This window comes from Lactobacillus sp. MRS-253-APC-2B (genome assembly GCF_012843675.1).
Classification (GTDB): Bacteria; Bacillota; Bacilli; order Lactobacillales; family Lactobacillaceae; genus Limosilactobacillus; species Limosilactobacillus pulli.
In genome coordinates, this window is sequence record NZ_JABAFO010000006.1 from 1 (window position 1) to 16,354 (window position 16,354).

General features: G+C 47.2%; 19 protein-coding genes. 6 read left to right on the forward strand and 13 right to left on the reverse strand.

The annotated features are described in order from the left end of the window. The 13 genes from HF864_RS04330 to HF864_RS04390 all read right to left on the reverse strand — a co-directional run. A partial coding sequence (locus HF864_RS04330) for a helix-turn-helix domain-containing protein (RefSeq protein WP_240936875.1) occupies window positions 1–205 on the reverse strand: 205 nt, incomplete at its 3' end. Window positions 206–462: 257 nt separating this feature from the next. Beyond that, entirely contained in the window at window positions 463–2,142 is a 1,680-nt protein-coding gene (gene recN / locus HF864_RS04335; RefSeq protein WP_169461861.1) for a DNA repair protein RecN, read from the reverse strand. A 14-nt stretch (window positions 2,143–2,156) separates the two neighbouring features. Continuing rightward, a complete protein-coding gene (locus tag HF864_RS04340) occupies window positions 2,157–2,606 on the reverse strand; it encodes an ArgR family transcriptional regulator (RefSeq protein WP_169461862.1) in 450 nt (149 codons plus the stop codon). 18 nt (window positions 2,607–2,624) lie between these two features. Then, the gene (locus HF864_RS04345; RefSeq protein WP_169461942.1) at window positions 2,625–3,446 is read right to left on the reverse strand and encodes a TlyA family RNA methyltransferase; all 822 of its coding nucleotides are present in this window, start codon (window positions 3,444–3,446) and stop codon (window positions 2,625–2,627) included. A gap of 12 nt (window positions 3,447–3,458) precedes the next feature. Further along, window positions 3,459–4,334: a polyprenyl synthetase family protein gene (locus tag HF864_RS04350; RefSeq protein ID WP_169461863.1), complete on the reverse strand. Its 876-nt coding sequence runs from the start codon at window positions 4,332–4,334 to the stop codon at window positions 3,459–3,461. Window positions 4,335–4,361: 27 nt separating this feature from the next. After that, entirely contained in the window at window positions 4,362–4,676 is a 315-nt protein-coding gene (locus HF864_RS04355; protein ID WP_169461864.1) for an exodeoxyribonuclease VII small subunit, read from the reverse strand. Between the two features lie 3 nt (window positions 4,677–4,679). After that, a complete protein-coding gene (xseA, locus tag HF864_RS04360) occupies window positions 4,680–6,044 on the reverse strand; it encodes an exodeoxyribonuclease VII large subunit (protein ID WP_169461865.1) in 1,365 nt (454 codons plus the stop codon). Continuing rightward, entirely contained in the window at window positions 6,037–6,900 is an 864-nt protein-coding gene (locus tag HF864_RS04365) for a tetrahydrofolate dehydrogenase/cyclohydrolase catalytic domain-containing protein (RefSeq protein WP_169461866.1), read from the reverse strand. The genes xseA and HF864_RS04365 overlap by 8 nt, the downstream gene beginning before the upstream one ends. Window positions 6,901–7,106: 206 nt before the next feature. Continuing rightward, the gene (gene nusB, locus HF864_RS04370; protein ID WP_169461867.1) at window positions 7,107–7,514 is read right to left on the reverse strand and encodes a transcription antitermination factor NusB; all 408 of its coding nucleotides are present in this window, start codon (window positions 7,512–7,514) and stop codon (window positions 7,107–7,109) included. Continuing rightward, window positions 7,514–7,951 (reverse strand): Asp23/Gls24 family envelope stress response protein, encoded by a 438-nt coding sequence (locus tag HF864_RS04375; RefSeq protein WP_169461868.1) that lies wholly within the window; start codon window positions 7,949–7,951, stop codon window positions 7,514–7,516. The genes nusB and HF864_RS04375 overlap by 1 nt, the downstream gene beginning before the upstream one ends. 82 nt (window positions 7,952–8,033) lie before the next feature. Next, a complete protein-coding gene (locus tag HF864_RS04380; RefSeq protein ID WP_169461869.1) occupies window positions 8,034–8,723 on the reverse strand; it encodes a 2'-5' RNA ligase family protein in 690 nt (229 codons plus the stop codon). Continuing rightward, window positions 8,723–9,802: a Xaa-Pro peptidase family protein gene (locus HF864_RS04385; protein WP_169461870.1), complete on the reverse strand. Its 1,080-nt coding sequence runs from the start codon at window positions 9,800–9,802 to the stop codon at window positions 8,723–8,725. Before HF864_RS04385 ends, HF864_RS04380 begins: the two co-directional genes overlap by 1 nt. Before the next feature lie 39 nt (window positions 9,803–9,841). Continuing rightward, entirely contained in the window at window positions 9,842–10,459 is a 618-nt protein-coding gene (locus HF864_RS04390) for a TetR/AcrR family transcriptional regulator (RefSeq protein ID WP_169461871.1), read from the reverse strand. 143 nt (window positions 10,460–10,602) lie between these two features. Between HF864_RS04390 and HF864_RS04395 the strand changes: the two genes are divergently transcribed. The 6 genes from HF864_RS04395 to cysK all read left to right on the forward strand — a co-directional run bounded on the left by HF864_RS04395 (window position 10,603) and on the right by cysK (window position 16,152). Further along, window positions 10,603–11,367, forward strand: a complete 765-nt coding sequence (locus HF864_RS04395) for a 1-acyl-sn-glycerol-3-phosphate acyltransferase (protein ID WP_169461872.1) — start codon at window positions 10,603–10,605, stop codon at window positions 11,365–11,367. Further along, window positions 11,333–12,193, forward strand: a complete 861-nt coding sequence (locus HF864_RS04400) for a glycosyltransferase (RefSeq protein WP_205882283.1) — start codon at window positions 11,333–11,335, stop codon at window positions 12,191–12,193. The genes HF864_RS04395 and HF864_RS04400 overlap by 35 nt, the downstream gene beginning before the upstream one ends. A gap of 11 nt (window positions 12,194–12,204) precedes the next feature. Continuing rightward, window positions 12,205–13,173 (forward strand): glycosyltransferase family 8 protein, encoded by a 969-nt coding sequence (locus HF864_RS04405; protein WP_169461874.1) that lies wholly within the window; start codon window positions 12,205–12,207, stop codon window positions 13,171–13,173. Then, window positions 13,170–14,033, forward strand: a complete 864-nt coding sequence (locus HF864_RS04410; RefSeq protein ID WP_169461875.1) for a lysophospholipid acyltransferase family protein — start codon at window positions 13,170–13,172, stop codon at window positions 14,031–14,033. Before HF864_RS04405 ends, HF864_RS04410 begins: the two co-directional genes overlap by 4 nt. Before the next feature lie 358 nt (window positions 14,034–14,391). Further along, on the forward strand, window positions 14,392–15,210 hold the full coding sequence (locus tag HF864_RS04415; protein ID WP_169461876.1) for a homoserine O-succinyltransferase: 819 nt from the start codon (window positions 14,392–14,394) through the stop codon (window positions 15,208–15,210). A 15-nt stretch (window positions 15,211–15,225) separates the two neighbouring features. Then, window positions 15,226–16,152 (forward strand): cysteine synthase A, encoded by a 927-nt coding sequence (gene cysK, locus HF864_RS04420; protein ID WP_169461877.1) that lies wholly within the window; start codon window positions 15,226–15,228, stop codon window positions 16,150–16,152. The last annotated feature ends 202 nt before the right edge of the window (window positions 16,153–16,354 follow it).

Here is a 16,354-nt window from a genome sequence, read left to right on the forward strand (position 1 = left end):
CTAATTGGTTTTCCAAGTCCTGTTTCTGCTTAGGTGTAGAAACTCGGGCATACAGATAGACACCACGCTTCTCACCTTTATTAAGCAAAGCAAAGACGGATTCCTCGTCCCAATTGTACTGCCCACTAGGCAGCTTAGTTGCCTTGAGAATACCAGCCTCTCGCCACCGGTGAAGGGTAGGTCGGCTGATTTGAAGCAGTCTCAAAACTTCATTTGCTTTCATTCCTTTATTATATCGTATGATATAATATATACCAATAGATATAATTATTTTAACAACTAAAATGCAAAAAAATAGCACCAATGGTGCTAAATAAAAAAACATATCACATAATATCATTTATACGAAAAGATATAAGTTTTACAAACTATATATTTCAATCCAACTTCCGTGCGTTCACAAAGGTAAAGCACCAAGAAGTTTAACGTGATGCACTCAGCAAATACCGAGCCTAGCGCGAATCATGAATGTGCCATCTGTAGCAGTTCTTTGGCATGCTCGCGACTCAGCTTGGTGATCTCTTCGCCCGAAATCATCCGTGCCAGTTCGTTGATCCGCTCGGCTGGCTTTAAAATCGTCACATGTGTGGTCGTCCGATTGTTTTGAACAGTCTTTTGAATCAGAAAATGATGCTGGGCAACGGCGGCAACCTGTGGGAGGTGTGTAATACACAGGACCTGTGAATGCTGGGCAATCAGCTTGATTTTATCGGCAATGGCCTGAGCAACGCGTCCGCTGACCCCGGTATCGACCTCGTCAAAAATAATCGAGGTGACGCCTTCATGCTGAGCAAAGATCGTCTTCAATGCCAGCATGACCCGCGAAAGCTCTCCACCAGAGGCAATCTTGACCAATGGCCCCATGCTTTCACCAGGGTTGGTTTGAATATAGAACTCAACGTTGTCAATGCCATCTGGGTAGAAGGTCATTGAATCGTTTTGATGGAACTTCACCTCAAAAACAGCCTTATCCATGTAAAGTTCTTTTAACTGTTGATGTACCTGACCATTTAACTGATGGGCAGCTTTTTGACGGACCTGACTCAATTCACTGCCCAATTTCTGCAGCTCGCCAGTCACCGCGGCCAGCTGCTGCTTGAGCTCATCGTCTGAATCAGCGGTCTGCTCCATCGTCGATAGTTCCTTATGAATCTTTTCATAGTATGCCAAGACATCTTCAACCGTATCGCCATACTTACGTTCCAGGTCACCAATGATGGTCAATCTTTCATTGATCTGTTCCAGACGGCCATCATCAAATTCGAGCATATCTAACTGACGACTGGCAGCATTGGCAGCGTCTTGAAGCGAATAGTAGGCATCCCCCAGCGACTTGCTCAACTCATCATAGGCCGCATCAAACGGCGCGATTTCTTGAACCTCATTCATTGCCTGAGCAACCTGATCAAGGACCGGTGCCTCACCTTCATTTAAGACACCAACGACCAGCTGCAGGGCATTGTTGATCTGTTGAAAATGCTCCAGACGATCGCGTTCGCTGGTCAGCTCATCTTCTTCATTGGCGTGCAGATTGGCATCACTGATCTCTTTAACCTGGTAGCGCAGCATGTCCAAACGCTGTGCCCATTGCTGCGAGTCAGCCTGTTTACGACTCAGTGTTGCCTTTAGCTTAGCATAGCGCTGGTAAGCTTCTTGATATTTAGACAACAGCGGCTTAACCTGAGCGGCGGCAAACTGATCTAGCATGTGCAGGTGATTTTCTGGCTGCATTAGTTGCTGATGATCGTTTTGCCCTTGAATATCAACCAGATGCGCGCCGATTTTACGCAGCGTAGCAGTATTGATCAAGGCGCCATTAACGCGAATCACGTTGCGGCCGTTGCGATGAATCTCGCGGGAAATAATCAGCGTGCCATCCTCGTGCTCGATTCCCAGTTCCTCTAACAGCTCAAAAAAGCGCGGATCATTTGGCAGCGTAAACTGGCCTTGCAGATGCAGCTTTTCTTCGCCATGCCGGATAAACTCCTGTGAGCCGCGATTACCCGCTAACAACCCCACGGCATCAATGATAATGGACTTGCCGGCCCCGGTCTCACCAGTCAGAACCGTCATCTGATCGCTGAAGTCCAGCGTAAGGTGCTCAATAATCGCCAAATTATCGATTGTCAGTTCCTGTAGCATAGCATCACCTGACTTTAGCGCAATGCCTGCAGTGTTCGCTCAAATTCAACGGCAGCTCCGGCAGAATGGCAGACGATCAAAACCGTGGCATCATCGCCAATTGCCGTAAACACTGTTGGATACTTCATTTGATTGATCAGCATGGCAGCAACCGGACCGTTACCTGGCCGCATCGTTAAGGACACGAACCGATCGCTGCGCTTCATTTCCTGCAATTCGTTACCCATCACGTTGGCCAGACGCTCTTCTTTGTTGTCTTGGCGCCGAGCTGGCAAACTGTAGTGATAGCCGCCACCTACGCTTGGCACCTTGAGCAGCTGCATGTCTTTAATATCACGTGAAATCGTAGCTTGCGTCACCCGAATACCGGATTTGGCCAGCAGCTTAACGAGGTCTTCTTGACGCTCAACGTATTGATTGGAAATAATCTCTTGAATGTGTCGCTGACGTTCTGATTTCTTCATTAGACAAAACCTCCAAAACTAATCCTGCTTGTTCAGTTCCGCATAGGCCGCGTCAATCGTCTGGTCAATCTTGACTTCTGGTGCAATTTGGCCTTTTCGATCAACCAGTTTCAAGTGGGCCAAAAATTCGATATTGCCTTGACCACCTTTGATTGGTGAAAAGTCTAGACCTAAAACGTCGAAATGATCAGCAGTCGCAAATTCCAGCACATGCTGCAGGACTTCTTCATGCACCTTGCGATCACGAACGATACCATGCTTGCCGACGTGTTCCTTACCGGCTTCAAACTGCGGCTTAATCAAGGCCACAACTGAGCCGCCCATCTTTAGAATTTGGGCCAATGGCGGCAAAATCAGACTCAATGAGATAAACGATACGTCAATTGAGGCAAATTCCGGCTGACCGTGTGTAAAATCGGCCAGCTTGCTGTAGCGAAAGTTGGTCTGCTCCATGACCACAACCCGCGGATCATCGCGCAACTGCCAAACCAATTGATTGGTCCCAACGTCTAAGGCATAGCTGAGCTTGGCATCATTTTGCAACATCACATCGGTAAAGCCGCCGGTTGAGCTGCCAATGTCCAATACAACCTTATCCTTAACCGAAATATCAAACGACTTGAGTGCCTTGGCTAATTTGAGACCGCCTCGGCTAACGTATGGCATCTTCTTGCCTTTCATATGCAGCGTCGTGGTGACCGGAATCTTTTGGCCCGGCTTATCAAGGCGCTCATTGTTCTTGCCTAAAATCTCACCGGCCATCACGGCACGCTTAGCCTGTTCTCTAGAATCAAACAACCCTTGTTTGACTAGTAAAATATCAACGCGTTCTTTTTCAATCATAATCTCGTCCTATAGTTTAAAATATGCCAAAAATTGATCAAAGCTGTCCATTGATCTCCCAGTCAATTTAGCCAGCCGATCTTGATCCTCAATTGCCTGATCAAGGGCTTTTTGCAGCTGTTCTTTGGCACCGTCCAATCCCAAGAGCCCCGGATAGGTATTTTTGTGCTCGGCAGCATCCTTGTGAGTAGCCTTGCCCATCTGCTCTGGCGTGGCCACTACGTCCATGATGTCATCATAGATCTGAAAGGCCAGACCAAACTGCGCGCCAAACGATCCCAAAAGCTCAATGACTGCTGCCGGCTGCTCAGTGATAATACCGCCCGCTTGCACTGCATATTTAAGCAGCGCCCCGGTTTTTTGCCGGTGCAGATACTGCAGCTCCGCCAGCTTCAAATGCTTGCCCTCACCTTCAATATCGCGCGCCTGGCCGGCAACCATGCCACTGGGACCAGCTGCCTTGGCCAAAGCCAGGGTCAACCTTGCCTGCACTTCAATTGGCAATTCGTTATCAGTCAGCCACTGAAAAGCCAGCGTCAACAGGCCATCACCTGCCAGTGTTGCCATGCCTGCACCAAATTTAACATGGTTGGTCGGCTCACCGCGACGCAGATCATCGTTGTCCATAGCGGGCAGATCATCATGAATCAAAGAGTAGGTATGCAAAAGTTCCAAGGCACAAGCAGCCCGTAGCGTACTTTCATCAATCCTACCGCCCAGCATCTCAACCGTTGCCAATGTCAGTGCCGGTCGCAAGCGCTTGCCGCCTGCCGTTACCGAGTAGCACATTGACTTGCTTAAAGTTGGCTGATCAATATCTTGTGGCAATGCTCGATCCAAATAGTCATCGATTTGCGTTTTAAGTTCACTTAGCGTACTGGCCATCTGCTCATCCCTTTCATTAAATTCAGGCTAAAAAAGATCAACGTTGTCGTCTTGGCCATCTTTAAAGCCCTGACCGTTAAATTGCGAGCGATATCCTTGGTGACCAGAGCCATCGTCAGTACGGCTGTCGGTTGGATCTTCGACTTCTTTGCCATCGTCTTTCATTAGATGCGCAACGGTGGCTTCAGCGTTTTGCAGCTGTTTTTGCAGACCATTGGCCAGTTCCATACCGGTTTTGAATTCATTCAGTGATTCTTCCAAAGACAGATTGCCTTGTTGCAGCTCACTTACGATCTGCTGCAGCTGACTCATCTGTTCTTCAAAGCTGGGTTGTTTTGCCATTTTTTACCTCTTATTGATTTTCTTGATTACTGCTTCAGCCGCGCCATCCGCAAAATGCAAGACGACTGACTCATCTTTTTTAAGCTGCCTGGTACTGGCAACGACCTTGTCTTCTTTGGTGACATAACTGTAGCCACGTGCCATAACCTTTAGCGGACTCAGCGAATCCAGCTGGCTCAGCATGCTTTTGAACCGGTCGCTTTCATGCAGCAGGCGACGATCCATGGCATGAATCATTGCCTGCTGCAGCTGGGTAAGCGCCTGTTGATTATGCTGGAGACGATTAGCCGGTGCATTGAGCAAAAGGCCATCCAAGGCTCGCTGCCAATCGTGTCTGGTTTGGGAAAGGCGCCACTGCATGGACTGCTGCAGCTTTTCGGTTAATTGATCAACATGTTGCTGCTCACCCTCGTACAATCGTGCTGGCTGAGCAAAAACATAGCTGCTGGTTAGGACCTGAAGCTGTTGTTTAGCCTGCTGCAATCGATTTTGGATCGTATTGACCAGCTGTGTGCGGGCACTTTGCAGATCAGCCAAAAGATCCATTAAATGCAGCGGCGTAGCCATTTCAGCCGCCAAACCAGGTACCTGGGCCCGATAGTCGGCAGCCAGGTCGCAGATGGTCGTATCGGTTTCATGACCAACCCCAGAAATAACCGGAATTGGACTGGCAGCCACGGCACGAGCGACAATTTCAGAGTTAAAAGGCATCAGATCTTCTTCGGAGCCACCACCACGGGCCACAATCAGCGTGTCAAACGTGCCATTGATCCCAACTCGCTGAATCTGACGGGCCAAGTCCTCAGCCGCGCGCTCACCTTGCACTTGCGTAGGGTAAAAGACGACCTGTACCAACGGATTGTTATTGCGAATCCGCGTGATCATATCGTGCTTGACGGCCCCATCATTGCTGGTAACGATTGCGATTCGCTTAGGAAATGGATTGAGCGGGCGCGGGTCTTGCGCATGGGTAAACGCCCCGCTGGCCTTCAGTTTTTTATAGGTTTCTTGAAAGGCTAACTGGGCAGCGCTGATTCCAACCGGCAGCATTCGATTGACATAAAACTGATACCGGCCGTTTTGTTCATAAACCGTTACCTTCCCGCCTAAAATAACCTCCATCCCATTTTCTGGGGTAAAGTCAACGTTTTTCCAGTCGCTGCTAAACATTACGGCATCAATGACGGCCTGGCGATCTTCAGGAGCCGAGTCGTCTTTGAGCGAAAAGTACTGGTGACGGGCCCTTTTTTTAAAGTTGGTCAGCTTACCAACGATCCAGAGATTTTTCTGCAGATAAGGATCAAAATCAAATTTGCGTTTGATGTAGCGAGTCAGTTGATTAACCGTCAGGCAATCCTTTTTATCCATTAATTTCAGCGCTCCATTCTGCCAGATCAACCGTCTGTTCCATCAAAGAAGCAATCGTCATCGGCCCAACCCCTCCTGGAACGGGCGTAATCATTCCCGCCACTTCTTTGACTGATTCAAAGTCGACATCACCAACGATCGTCCCATCATCCAACCGATTAATACCGACATCGATCACCGTAGCTCCCGGTTTAACGGCATCGGCCTTGATCAGATTTGGTACACCGGCGGCCACAACCAAAATGTCAGCCTCGCGCGTCCGCTTAGCCAGATCCTTGGTACGACGGCCTGTAATGGTGACCGTAGCATCCTCATTGATCAAAAGCGCCTGCAGCGGCCGACTGACCAGCGTGCTGCGGCCAACGATAACAACGTCTTGGCTAGCCAATGGCACATGATAATGGCGCAGCATCGTCATGATACCGCGTGGCGTACAGGCAACCGGATAGTTTCCTTGAACGTTGTTGTAAAGCTTGCCGACATTGATTGGATGAAAGCCGTCAACGTCTTTAAGCGGGTCAATCAGATTGACGATCGCCGTATCATCAAGATGATTAGGCAGCGGTTCTTGAACCAGAATGGCATGAATCGATGGATCACTGTTGAGGTGTTCGACTGCCTGCACCAGCTCAGCCTGACTGGTTGAAGCCGGCAAGTGTTCACGAACCGATTTCATTCCCATGCTGTGCGCCTTTTTTTCCTTGCTGCGCGTATAAATCTGGCTGGCTGGATCATCACCAACCAAAATCGTGGCAATCCCTGGCGTAATGCCCTTTTCTTTCAATTTTTCAATACGTTGCTTGGTATGAGCGTTGACTTCTTTAGCCAATGCTCGGCCGTCAATCAATGTGGCCACGTGCTTCACCCCTTATCAGACTGCATAAAAATTGCATATGTTTATATTTTATCATCATTCGCGCAACAAAAAAAGAAGCTGGGAATTAACTCAGCCTCTTAGCAATTTTATAGATAACCATGCCTCAGCACAGGAATTGGCTGGCCGTTCAAATACTGATAGATCAGCGTTTGATCAACCTAGCCATTTTCGCGCACTCTGTTTAATTAGTTTTGTTCGCTTTCAATGCTGCCCAAGACACCGTTGATAAAGCGGTATGACTTTTCATCACTAAAGTCATGTGCCAGTCTTAAGGCTTCGTTAATCGCAACGGCATTTGGCACCTTGGTATATTCCAGCTCGTATAATGCCAAGCGCAAAATCACCAAATCAGGCCGTGCCAGACGCTCCAAAGTCCAGCCCGGTGCCAGCTTGGATTCGATCTGGGCATCCAGTTCGTCTTGATGGGCCAAAACGCCATCCACCAGCTCTGGCAAGTAGGCTGGCACCTCTTGATCCGGCTCAAGGCCCAGACGTTCGGTGTAGATTGCCTCCCGATCGATTTCAGGATCCGAAGCCAATGCAAAAAGCGTTTGAAAGGCACATTCACGGATCGCATGACGACTAATTTCCACTATTCTTCACCATCTTTGTTTTCGTGTTCCCCAAAAATATCGTTGGGGTCAACCTGCTGCTCTTCTTTTTCAGTGATAACGCCCTGTACGTGAACGTTGACTTCCTTAACGTCCAGATCAGTCATCAGCGTAACCTGCTGCTTGATTTTGTCTTGGATCTCGGCGGCCACTTTAGGAACCGAAACTCCGTATTCCAAGTAGACGTCGACATCAATCGACAGTTCGTCATCACTGTTGGAAAGCTTAACGCCACGACGATGGTCAGAACGCCCCAGCAATTCACTGACGCTGTTGGCAATTGAGCCATGCATGCGTGAAACGCCTTCAATTTGACCAGCAGCAATCCCTGCAATGATTTCTAAGACCCGTGGCGCGATTTGAATCGTACCCAACGATTGATCTTCGCTGTTTAAGATAATGTTGGAATCTTCTGCCATTTGTCAGCCCTCCAGTTTTTTTCGTCATTAAGACATCTTTTTAATTATGCACTATTCTGCTAAAATTGGCAACCATGCCAGCCTAGTGCATCAGTGCATATTCGGCAATCTTTTTTACATCATGATTGTACCAATCGTGAATAACCAAGTCTAGCCGATCGACTGTGAAGGTGCCAAACTGCAGCTGCTGCATGGACATTAGATCAGCCAACAACGCCGGCGGAGCTTTTAGCGGCGCTTTGAATCTGGCAATCGTCACGTGACCAGAACAAGTTGGATAACGTTCGGCAACTGGCAGCTTATCGGTTAACCGATGGCGCAAATTCTGACGCAGCATGGTCAATTCATCAGAATAATATCCCGTAGCCAAGATGCCAGCTGGACTGGCAATCAATCCCTTGAGCGTCACATCAAATGGCTTTGATTTTGCCATTAAATCTTGAAGCGCTTTTTGATAGGCAGCCAGGTCATGGGGCGAAATAGAAAAGTCATCATAAGCGCCAATCAGATCCAAAACGGTTAGATGCAGATCTTTTAATGGATAGTAATAAAGATTGGGATTGGCAAGGTGCAGTTTTTGCTGAGCATAGCCAATATTGCGACCGACATGAATCGGTAAGTGGGCAAGCAGCGTTAAGCCACGCCGATGATCTGGCTGTTCATGATTCAAATAAGGATCGGTAAATTCGTTTTTTAAAATGGCCCGCCTGCCTTTTCGATCGATGGCTTGGTAAAGGCAGCTCAGGTCGTTTGAAGCTGATTCGGTCATCATTACAGCTTAACGATTTCCAGTTCAGTTGGGGCCGTGGTCAAAACCTCAACGCCGCCATGCGTTACCAAAATGTCGTCTTCAATTCGGACGCCGCCAATTTCTGGAATATAGATACCAGGTTCAACGGTAATGACCTGATTGTTTTGCAAAACGACGTCACTGGCATTGGGACCATAGCTGGCTGGCAGCTCGTGGACGCTTAGGCCGATGCCGTGGCCCATGCCATGATTGAACTCATCGCCATAACCGGCGTTTTCGATAATCTGCCGTCCTGCTGCATCCAATTGATCACCATGAATACCAACTTTAGCTGCATCAATTACAGCTTGCCGGGCCTCATTGACGATCTTATAGACGTCCTTTAGTTCCGGATCGATGTTGCCGATCCCAAACGTCCGCGTCATGTCAGCCGTATAGCCTTCCACAAAGTAGCCAAAGTCCAGCGTCACGATATCGCCGTTTGCAATCACCTTGTCACTGGCCGTAGCATGCGGCATGGCAGCATTGGCACCACTGGCACAAATCGTTGGAAACGAGGCGGCCTGCGCACCGTGTTCTTTCATCCAAAAATCCAGGCGATTGGCCACTTGTCGTTCTGTCATCCCTGGCTCAATAAAATTCAAGACGTATTCATAGCCAGCTGACTGTAATTGAGCTGCCATGCGGATTTTTTTAATTTCATCGGGATCCTTGACTGCCCGCATGGATTCGATCAGACCATCAAAAGGCACGATATCGGCTTCCATAATTTCGTCTAAGACGTCATAGATCCGATAGTCAATCGTATTTTCAAAGCCAACGACTTCAATTTCCATGCCTTGGCAGATCTGGTTTAAAGCTCCCCAGTAATCGCGCGTGATCATGCCCACGACCTCATCGCTTTCAAATCCTTCCAGCTCGGTAGCATAGCGATCGTCTGTGATCAAAATCGCGGCGTCTTTGGTAATCAAAAGCTCGCCATCACCTTGGGTCAAATCAAATCCCGTCAGGTAAAAAATGTTTGCCTCATTGGTTACCAAAAAAGCATCAATGTATAAAGCGTCAAACCGCTTGCGCAGCCGTTCAATTCGAGAAGCCATGTCTAATCGTTCCTTTCAGTTTTTGCTTGTCATTATTAATCAATTCTGCGAATGCTCGTCAAAAACACCCCGTCTGGTCAGCAGATCTGCAAACGGCCGCACCGAAAGCTCATAAAATTCAGTATCCGAGATTCGTTGGTTACCATCCCAAAACCGGCTGCTCCAAAATTGACCGACGTTAAGCCAGACAAAATTCAAGGCTAATTGTCGATAATCAATATCATCGCGAATTTTTTCGGCTTGCTGCATTTTTTGGAAATAGTCAATAATCATCTCCACGCCATAATTACGGATTTTTTCAATCATACCCCGCAGCTGCTGTTTTTGTTTAGGATCTTTAGTGGTATTAAACATAACCAGCATCACGTTTTGGCGCGGCCACTGCTGGCGAAAGCGTTTGGAAAACTCAATCAGATCATCTTCAAGCTCCCAAGTTGGCACAAAATCATCCATCAGTTCAACAATCAGGCTGCGATACCTTTTGACCAGCTCATTAGCCAACCCCATCTTATCACCAAAGTGGCGGAAAATCGTACTTTCATTGACGCCCGCTTTTTTGGCCAGCTGACTGGTTGTCGTTGCGCTGTAGCCCTGCTCGTTGACCAAAACGGCAAAGGCATCCATAATCTTGTCGTCAGTCGCTGCTTTATCCTTCACGTTTTAGCCCCCTTTTTGTTTTTTATCATTTTAGCACATTATTGCAAGTATTTACTTGCACTTTCTTTTTGAGTATAATGTTTCATTAGATTAAGCTTATGTTAAGTTTAAAGTGGCTACCGTAATTATAGAAGGTGAGAAGTATGGTAAAAACAATTTATTATACCGAACCAACTGATGACGTAGTACAAAGCGCTCATCAAGACTTTCAACTGCAAGATGACTTTCGCTGGCTGCGCACTAAGCCGGCTGAGCGCTGCTGGTCATGGATGATTCGTGGTGGTGCCAAGGCATTCGCCTATCTATATACTTATGGCTGGCGCAGAGCCAAGATCGTGGGGCAAGCAAAACTGCAGCCATATCAAAATCAGGGATATTTTGTTTATGGCAACCACACGCAGCCGGTTAACGACGTCTTTATGCCCTTTTTAATCGGCCAGGCACAGCACTTTTATGCCTTGGCGGCACCGGCCAACTGGGGCATCCCCATAATCGGCCTATTGCTTTCCTATGGTGGAGCCTTGCCAGTGGGCAATTCGCTTCATCAAACCGCACAGCTCTTAAAAGCCGTACAGACCGTCAGTCGGCACCAAGGTCACGTCTTTATCTATCCTGAAGCTCACGTCTGGCCCAACTATACTGAGATTCGACCCTTTCCCGATACCAGTTTTCGGTTTCCGATTAAAAATCAGCGGCCAGCATTTGCCATGACGACGACCTATCAAAAGCCGCGCTGGGGAAAAAAGCCACGTCTGACCGTCTTTATCGATGGACCGTTTATTCCCGATCAGAATCTGTCACTAAAAAAACAGCAGTCCTGGCTGCATGATCAAATTCAAGCTGCCATGATCAGCCGGGCCCGCCTTAGCAATTATGAAGCCATCAAATATATTCAAGAAAGAAGATGAAACCGTGAATATCCTGTTTTGCGGCGATCACCGCGCTGAAGATGGCGTTTTGATCGTTACGCTGTCTTTGCTTCATCATGTTAAAGAACCGCTAAACATTTACATTCTAACGATGAAGACGGCCACCAAGTCGTTGCAGTATGAGCCTTTCAGCAAAAAAGCCGCCGATCTTTTGACCCAGCAGCTCCAATCGTATAATCCCAAAAATTCACTTCATTTAATCGATTGTACCGAGCTGTTCAACGAATCACAGCCCTTGGCCAACATGAACTCGCGCTTTACGCCTTACTCAATGCTGCGACTGTATGTCGATCTGATTCCTAACATGCCGGATCGCCTGCTTTATTTAGACAACGACGTAATCTGCCGTGAATCATTTGATGATTTTTACCATCAAGATCTGACCGGTATCCAGGTCGTTGGCGTACTAGATCATTATGGGAAATGGTTCTTCCACCATCAAATGCGCATGGCCGATTATATCAACTCAGGCATTTTGCTTTTGAACCTGCCTGAAATCAAGCGTACCAATTTATTCGTCAAGGCACGCCGCATGATTGCCACCCGCCATATGTTTATGCCCGACCAGGCTGCAATCAATCGACTCTCACATGCCAAAAAGATTGCACCACGGCGTTTCAACGATCAGCGCCGACTCCATCACGACACTGTATTTCAACACTTTACCACCAGTTTTCGCTTCTTCCCCTGGTTTCACATTCTGACCGTCAAGCCATGGCAGATCAACAACGTTCACAAAGATCTGCGCTTGCATGAATATGACGGTCTCCTGGAAGAATATCGTCAACTGAAGTCCGAACTATAAGGAAGGTTAATATGACGCAGCCAATTCCAATTTTTTATACCATCAGCAATGACTTTGCCCCCTATGCGGCTGTAGCGATTCAGTCGCTGCGTGATCATATCTCGCCTGAGCAGCACTATCAGGTTATCATCGTGCATCAGGGACTGACGCCAGTGACGCGGCAAAATCTGCAAAGCCTGGCCAGTGACAATCTTGAGCTTATTTTTTATGAGATCAATGATGAAGCACTCAATGCCATCCAAAATCGCAAAGAAAACTACCTGCGGGCCGACTTTTTTACGCCCAGCATTTTTTACCGCTTATTTTTAGCCGATCTTTTCCCTCAATACGACAAGGCCATCTATGTCGATAGCGATACGGTCTGGAATGGCGATCCAGCCGACATGTTTGCAATTGAGCTTGGCAATAATCTGATTGGTGCGGCACCAGACCATTCCGTTGAGCACGTTGGCCCAATGCAGCTTTACATTAAAGAAGCGGTCGGCGTCCCCGCCAAACAATACCTCAATTCTGGTGTCTTATTGATGAATTTCAGTCAGTTGCGCAAAGATGAATTTACCCGCCACTTTTTAAATCTGCTGCAAAGATACCATGTTGACTGCATTGCCCCCGATCAAGACTACCTAAACGTCATGTGCAATGGTCGCATCACCTATCTGGATGAAAAATGGAATGCCATGCCAAAAGATGAAGAGTTTGCTGATGAACGCGTCAAAAATCCTAAGCTGATTCACTATAACCTGTTTTTCAAACCTTGGCATTTTGATCACGTTATGTATGATGAATACTTCTGGCAAGCGGCTAAAAAAACGCCTTATGCTCAGCAGCTAAAAGACGTCCGAACTGACTATACGATTGCTCAACAACAGCTGGATCGGCAAAAACTGATGAGCATGCTTAATCATGCCGATGAGCTGCCTGATAATCCCGTAACGTTTAAAAAACTGCAAGAGCAAGGAAAGCAGGTACGGCTGTCATGATTATCGGCGAACATCGCGATCAGGTCATTAAAAACATCGCTGACCATGCGCAAAAAGGACTTTTTAACGAAAAGGTCGAAATCGATGACCCACAGACCTCATCTGAAGAAAGCATGGCGATCGTCAATCAGTTTTGGCAAAATCAAAATCACTGGCGCGCAAGATTCGATAATTTGATTGCTCGGACCACAATGCGTGGCATCACAGATTGGTTCAATCTCAATACCACGTTCTGTGGATTGGAAAATCTGAAATCGTTAAAGCCCAAGCAAGGTGCCGTAATCACCAGCAACCATTTCAATCAGTTGGACAACACCGTCATTCGCAAGCTTGCTCAGAAGAATCATCGTCGGCTGTTCATCGTAATTCAAGAAACCAACTTGAAAATGGATGGTCTGATCGGCTTTTTGATGAATCACCTCGATGTTTTGCCACTGACCAAAAACGTTGGCTATTTGGGTCGTACGCTGCCAAAAAAACTTGAGCAGCAGGTTCAAAAAGGGCACTGGGTTTTGATCTATCCTGAACAGGAAATGTGGTTCAACTATCGCAAGCCGCGGCCCGTCAAGCGTGGTGCCTACTATTACGCTGCCAAGGCCAACGTACCGATCATCTCTTGTTTTACGGAAATCATTGATCAGCCCAAACCAGAAAAAAACAACGATGAATTTTATCAGACTAAGTATCGTCTGCACGTTTTGCCATTGATTTGGCCTGATTCCAAGCTTTCGGTTAATGAAAATGCCAAGATGATGATGGAAAAAGACTACGCCCAGAAAAAAGCCGCTTATGAAGCTGCCTATCAAAAAAAGCTCAGCTATGATTTTGAGCCGCATGATATTGCGGGCTGGCGCGGTTAGGCACGGTTGATCAAAATTCGTTTTGCAATTATTTGATTATTTCACTTGCTTTTTGTAAGAACTCGTGTAGAATAAAGGCATGTTTTAAAGATGCGTTGAAAAAGCAGAAAGGAGAAGTGCATCATGATCAAGTTTGATTTTGCTAAGAACATGGCTTGTTGCTGCCTTTTTCTCTCTGCGGAAAAGGCTTGTTTGAGTTTAATCTAAACATCCCTATCGATCCATTCGATAGCAAAGCCCCGCAGACCTGTTAGTTGGCCAGCGGGGCTTTTTGTATATCGCACTTTGAATCATCGACAAACTCACCGGTGAAAGTCTGATTGTTTAACTATGGCAATCGTTAAGAAAGGAGTACCTGATGTTAGATCAGCATCTAAAAATCGGCATCTTAAATCTGATGCACGATAAAGTTGCTACTCAGCAGCGTTTCACATCAATTTTTAAGGCTCTTGATCCAACGGTTGAACTTACCTTTTTCTATCCTGTTGATCATTATCGCAATCGCGAGGTCCCAGCACTGGTTCAAAACATTTCTGAACCACTGGATCTTAACAAGGCAAGCCAGCTGCAAGGATTCATCATCACGGGTGCCCCAATCGAACAAATGCCATTTGAGCAGGTCGAATATTATGATGAGATCACGCGCCTGATCGATACGCTGGTCGAATTTAACATTCCGCAGCTCTACATCTGCTGGGGTGCCATGGCTGCCGCCAACTATTTGTATGGTATTGAAAAGCGGCAATTAACCAAAAAGTACTTCGGCGTTTTTGACAACGAGGTGTTGGTTGAGACTCCCGTATTAAATGGCTTGACTATGCCATTTCCGGCTCCCCACGCTCGCTATGCCGAACTGGATCATAATCAGATTCGGCAATCATCTGAACTGACGATCAACGCTATGTCCGTTGACGACTATCTGCTCGCTTTAAGCGGCAGCGACAATCAAGACTTTCTGTTTGCCCACCTTGAATACGATCGCATGGCTCTCTTAGCCGAATATCAACGGGAAACGGCTGCCCATCCCGATCGTCACTATGCATTGCCCAAGAACTATTTTAAAGACATCAAAACGCTAGCTGATCCCCAATTCAAATGGGAACAGGTTCAGCAGCTGTATTTTAGAAACTGGCTGCAAAAAGCGGCTGACTATTCACAACTCGCATTGATTGCATAAAAAGGAGAATACCTTATGTCAAAAATCTACACTTCAATCGACCAACTGATTGGCAACACCCCACTGTTAAAGCTTAACCGTATCGTGCCAGAAGACGCGGCTGATGTTTACGTAAAGCTTGAGTTCTTCAACCCAGCCGGCTCCATCAAAGACCGGATTGCCCTGGCCATGATTGAAAAGGCTGAACAAGAAGGCCAGCTTAAACCTGGCGACACTATTATCGAACCAACCTCAGGCAACACTGGGATTGGGCTGGCCAGCGTAGCAGCTGCCAAGGGCTACCACCTGATTATCGTAATGCCAGAAACGATGAGCGTTGAACGACGCAAGCTGATGCAGGGCTACGGGGCTGAATTGATTCTGACGCCTGGTGCCGAAGGGATGAAAGGCTCAATTGCCAAGGCCCAAGAACTGGTTGACGCTAAAGGCTACTTTATGCCAATGCAGTTTGAAAACCCAGCCAACCCAGCCATCCACGAAGCTACGACCGGCCAAGAAATCATCGATGCTTTCGGCAAGGATAATCTGCCAGATGCCTTCGTTGCCGGTGTTGGTACTGGCGGTACTTTGAGTGGGATTGGTCATGCCTTGAAGCAAGCTGATTCAAGCATCAAAGTCTATGCACTTGAACCAGCTGAATCTCCAGTGCTCAAGGAAGGCAAAGCCGGTAAGCATAAGATCCAAGGTATCAGTGCCGGCTTTATTCCAAAGACGCTGGACCAAGACGTTTATGATGGTATTATCGAAGTTACCAGCGACGATGCTATCAAGACCGCTCAAGAAGTCGGTCATCTGGAAGGATTTTTGCCGGGTATCTCAGCTGGTGCCAACATCTATGGTGCGATTGAACTGGCTAAGAAGCTTGGCAAGGGCAAGAAAGTCGTAACCGTTGCTCCTGATGGCGGTGACCGCTACTTGTCAACTGAGCTGTTTGACTACTAAAATCTAATCAATCAAAAGAGGCTGGGAATTAACCCAACCTCTTTATTGTTTTCTGGATAATAATGCCTCAGCGCAGTAGCTGGCTGGCAGTTCAAATGCTGATAAATCAGCATTTGACCGACCTAGCCATCCTTGCGGAGGTTCGAAGACAAACTCCGAAAATCGGCCGCAAGCTGATTTTCGGAGTTTTTTCTCACTCTCT

Excerpts from the sequence above, each read along its gene's own strand:
- recN (WP_169461861.1), bottom strand. The coding sequence starts at position 2,142 with ATGCTACAGGAACTGACAATCGATAATTTGGCGATTATTGAGCACCTT.
- HF864_RS04340 (WP_169461862.1), bottom strand. The coding sequence starts at position 2,606 with ATGAAGAAATCAGAACGTCAGCGACACATTCAAGAGATTATTTCCAAT.
- HF864_RS04350 (WP_169461863.1), bottom strand. The coding sequence starts at position 4,334 with ATGGCCAGTACGCTAAGTGAACTTAAAACGCAAATCGATGACTATTTG.
- HF864_RS04355 (WP_169461864.1), bottom strand. The coding sequence starts at position 4,676 with ATGGCAAAACAACCCAGCTTTGAAGAACAGATGAGTCAGCTGCAGCAG.
- xseA (WP_169461865.1), bottom strand. The coding sequence starts at position 6,044 with ATGGATAAAAAGGATTGCCTGACGGTTAATCAACTGACTCGCTACATC.
- HF864_RS04375 (WP_169461868.1), bottom strand. The coding sequence starts at position 7,951 with ATGGCAGAAGATTCCAACATTATCTTAAACAGCGAAGATCAATCGTTG.
- HF864_RS04380 (WP_169461869.1), bottom strand. The coding sequence starts at position 8,723 with ATGATGACCGAATCAGCTTCAAACGACCTGAGCTGCCTTTACCAAGCC.
- HF864_RS04385 (WP_169461870.1), bottom strand. The coding sequence starts at position 9,802 with ATGGCTTCTCGAATTGAACGGCTGCGCAAGCGGTTTGACGCTTTATAC.
- HF864_RS04395 (WP_169461872.1), top strand. The coding sequence starts at position 10,603 with ATGGTAAAAACAATTTATTATACCGAACCAACTGATGACGTAGTACAA.
- HF864_RS04400 (WP_205882283.1), top strand. The coding sequence starts at position 11,333 with ATGAAGCCATCAAATATATTCAAGAAAGAAGATGAAACCGTGAATATC.
- HF864_RS04405 (WP_169461874.1), top strand. The coding sequence starts at position 12,205 with ATGACGCAGCCAATTCCAATTTTTTATACCATCAGCAATGACTTTGCC.
- HF864_RS04410 (WP_169461875.1), top strand. The coding sequence starts at position 13,170 with ATGATTATCGGCGAACATCGCGATCAGGTCATTAAAAACATCGCTGAC.
- HF864_RS04415 (WP_169461876.1), top strand. The coding sequence starts at position 14,392 with ATGTTAGATCAGCATCTAAAAATCGGCATCTTAAATCTGATGCACGAT.
- cysK (WP_169461877.1), top strand. The coding sequence starts at position 15,226 with ATGTCAAAAATCTACACTTCAATCGACCAACTGATTGGCAACACCCCA.